Annotated in this window: 1 protein-coding gene and 1 pseudogene; one reads left to right on the top strand and one right to left on the bottom strand. The window is 43.0% G+C overall.

The annotated features are described in order from the left end of the window. Positions 1-203: pseudogene (locus R7093_RS24440) on the bottom strand (sensor histidine kinase); the annotation flags it as partial. Between the two features lie 460 nt (positions 204-663). On the opposite strand from R7093_RS24440, the gene R7093_RS24435 reads away from it, so the two are divergent. Continuing rightward, on the top strand, positions 664-903 hold a 240-nt coding region (locus R7093_RS24435), incomplete at its 3' end, for a pyridoxamine 5'-phosphate oxidase family protein (protein ID WP_318146914.1).

The raw sequence follows: 903 nt of genomic DNA, 5'->3' as shown, positions 1-903 counted from the left end.
AGCAAATTGGGAATTTGTTCAAACTTCGCCAGTTCGTAGTCGACTTCTTGTGAGACTTGAGCCGCTTGGCTTTTGAGTTTTTGTTGCCATTGATCGTGTTGATAGCGAGTTGCGTAGTGATGCGTAAGAGCAAGCCCTAAAATGCCGATAGCAAACAACAGCAATAAAAAATGACGCAGGGCTTTGGGATTGAGTAAGTTCACAATTAGCTCACCGGAGTTTTTAATGCCATGTTATCAAAAGGTATTAAACGATGCTGTGAGCGGTAACGTTAACTAGGAATCGAACTGCATTTTAGAAGTAGTATTCCGTACTAATAAATACGTAACGGTTGTTTGCCAAGTAAGCGATTGGTTCGTTGTGTGACATAGCGGTCAGTTTATGCTCACTTGAGGTTAAATAGTCAATCTTGTCCCGTTAGAGAGCAAACGAAGCGAAGTTATTTTTGGATGACTTCACGTTACTTCTCGTCGCTTCATTCTCATCATTTGGGTGGAAAAACTTGCCATAGAGTTGGTCTTTGGTCTCGTTAGAAGTGTTGCCGGGCCTCGCTTTTTGCCTGAACCTAGAGGTTACCATCGGTTTTTCAACATCTATGTTTGCTGTCCTTGTATTTCAGTAGCTTCGGGAGCACAATCGACAAAAACGAGTGAAGGAGTAAAGATGGAACTTGCTGATATTCGTCGTGAGTACACGAAAGGTGGCCTACGTCGTAAAGATTTGAAAGCTGATCCAATTGATCAATTCAACCTTTGGTTGGAGCAAGCGATTAAGGCGGGGTTGACGGATCCTACTGCGATGACAGTGGCGACCGTGGATGAAAACGGCATGCCATTTCAGCGAATCGTTTTATTGAAAAACGTCGATAAAGATGGCTTCGTGTTTTACACCAACTTAGGTAGT

The organism is Vibrio sp. 1580, from assembly GCF_033340055.1.
This window is presented reverse-complemented; position numbering and strand designations above follow the sequence as displayed.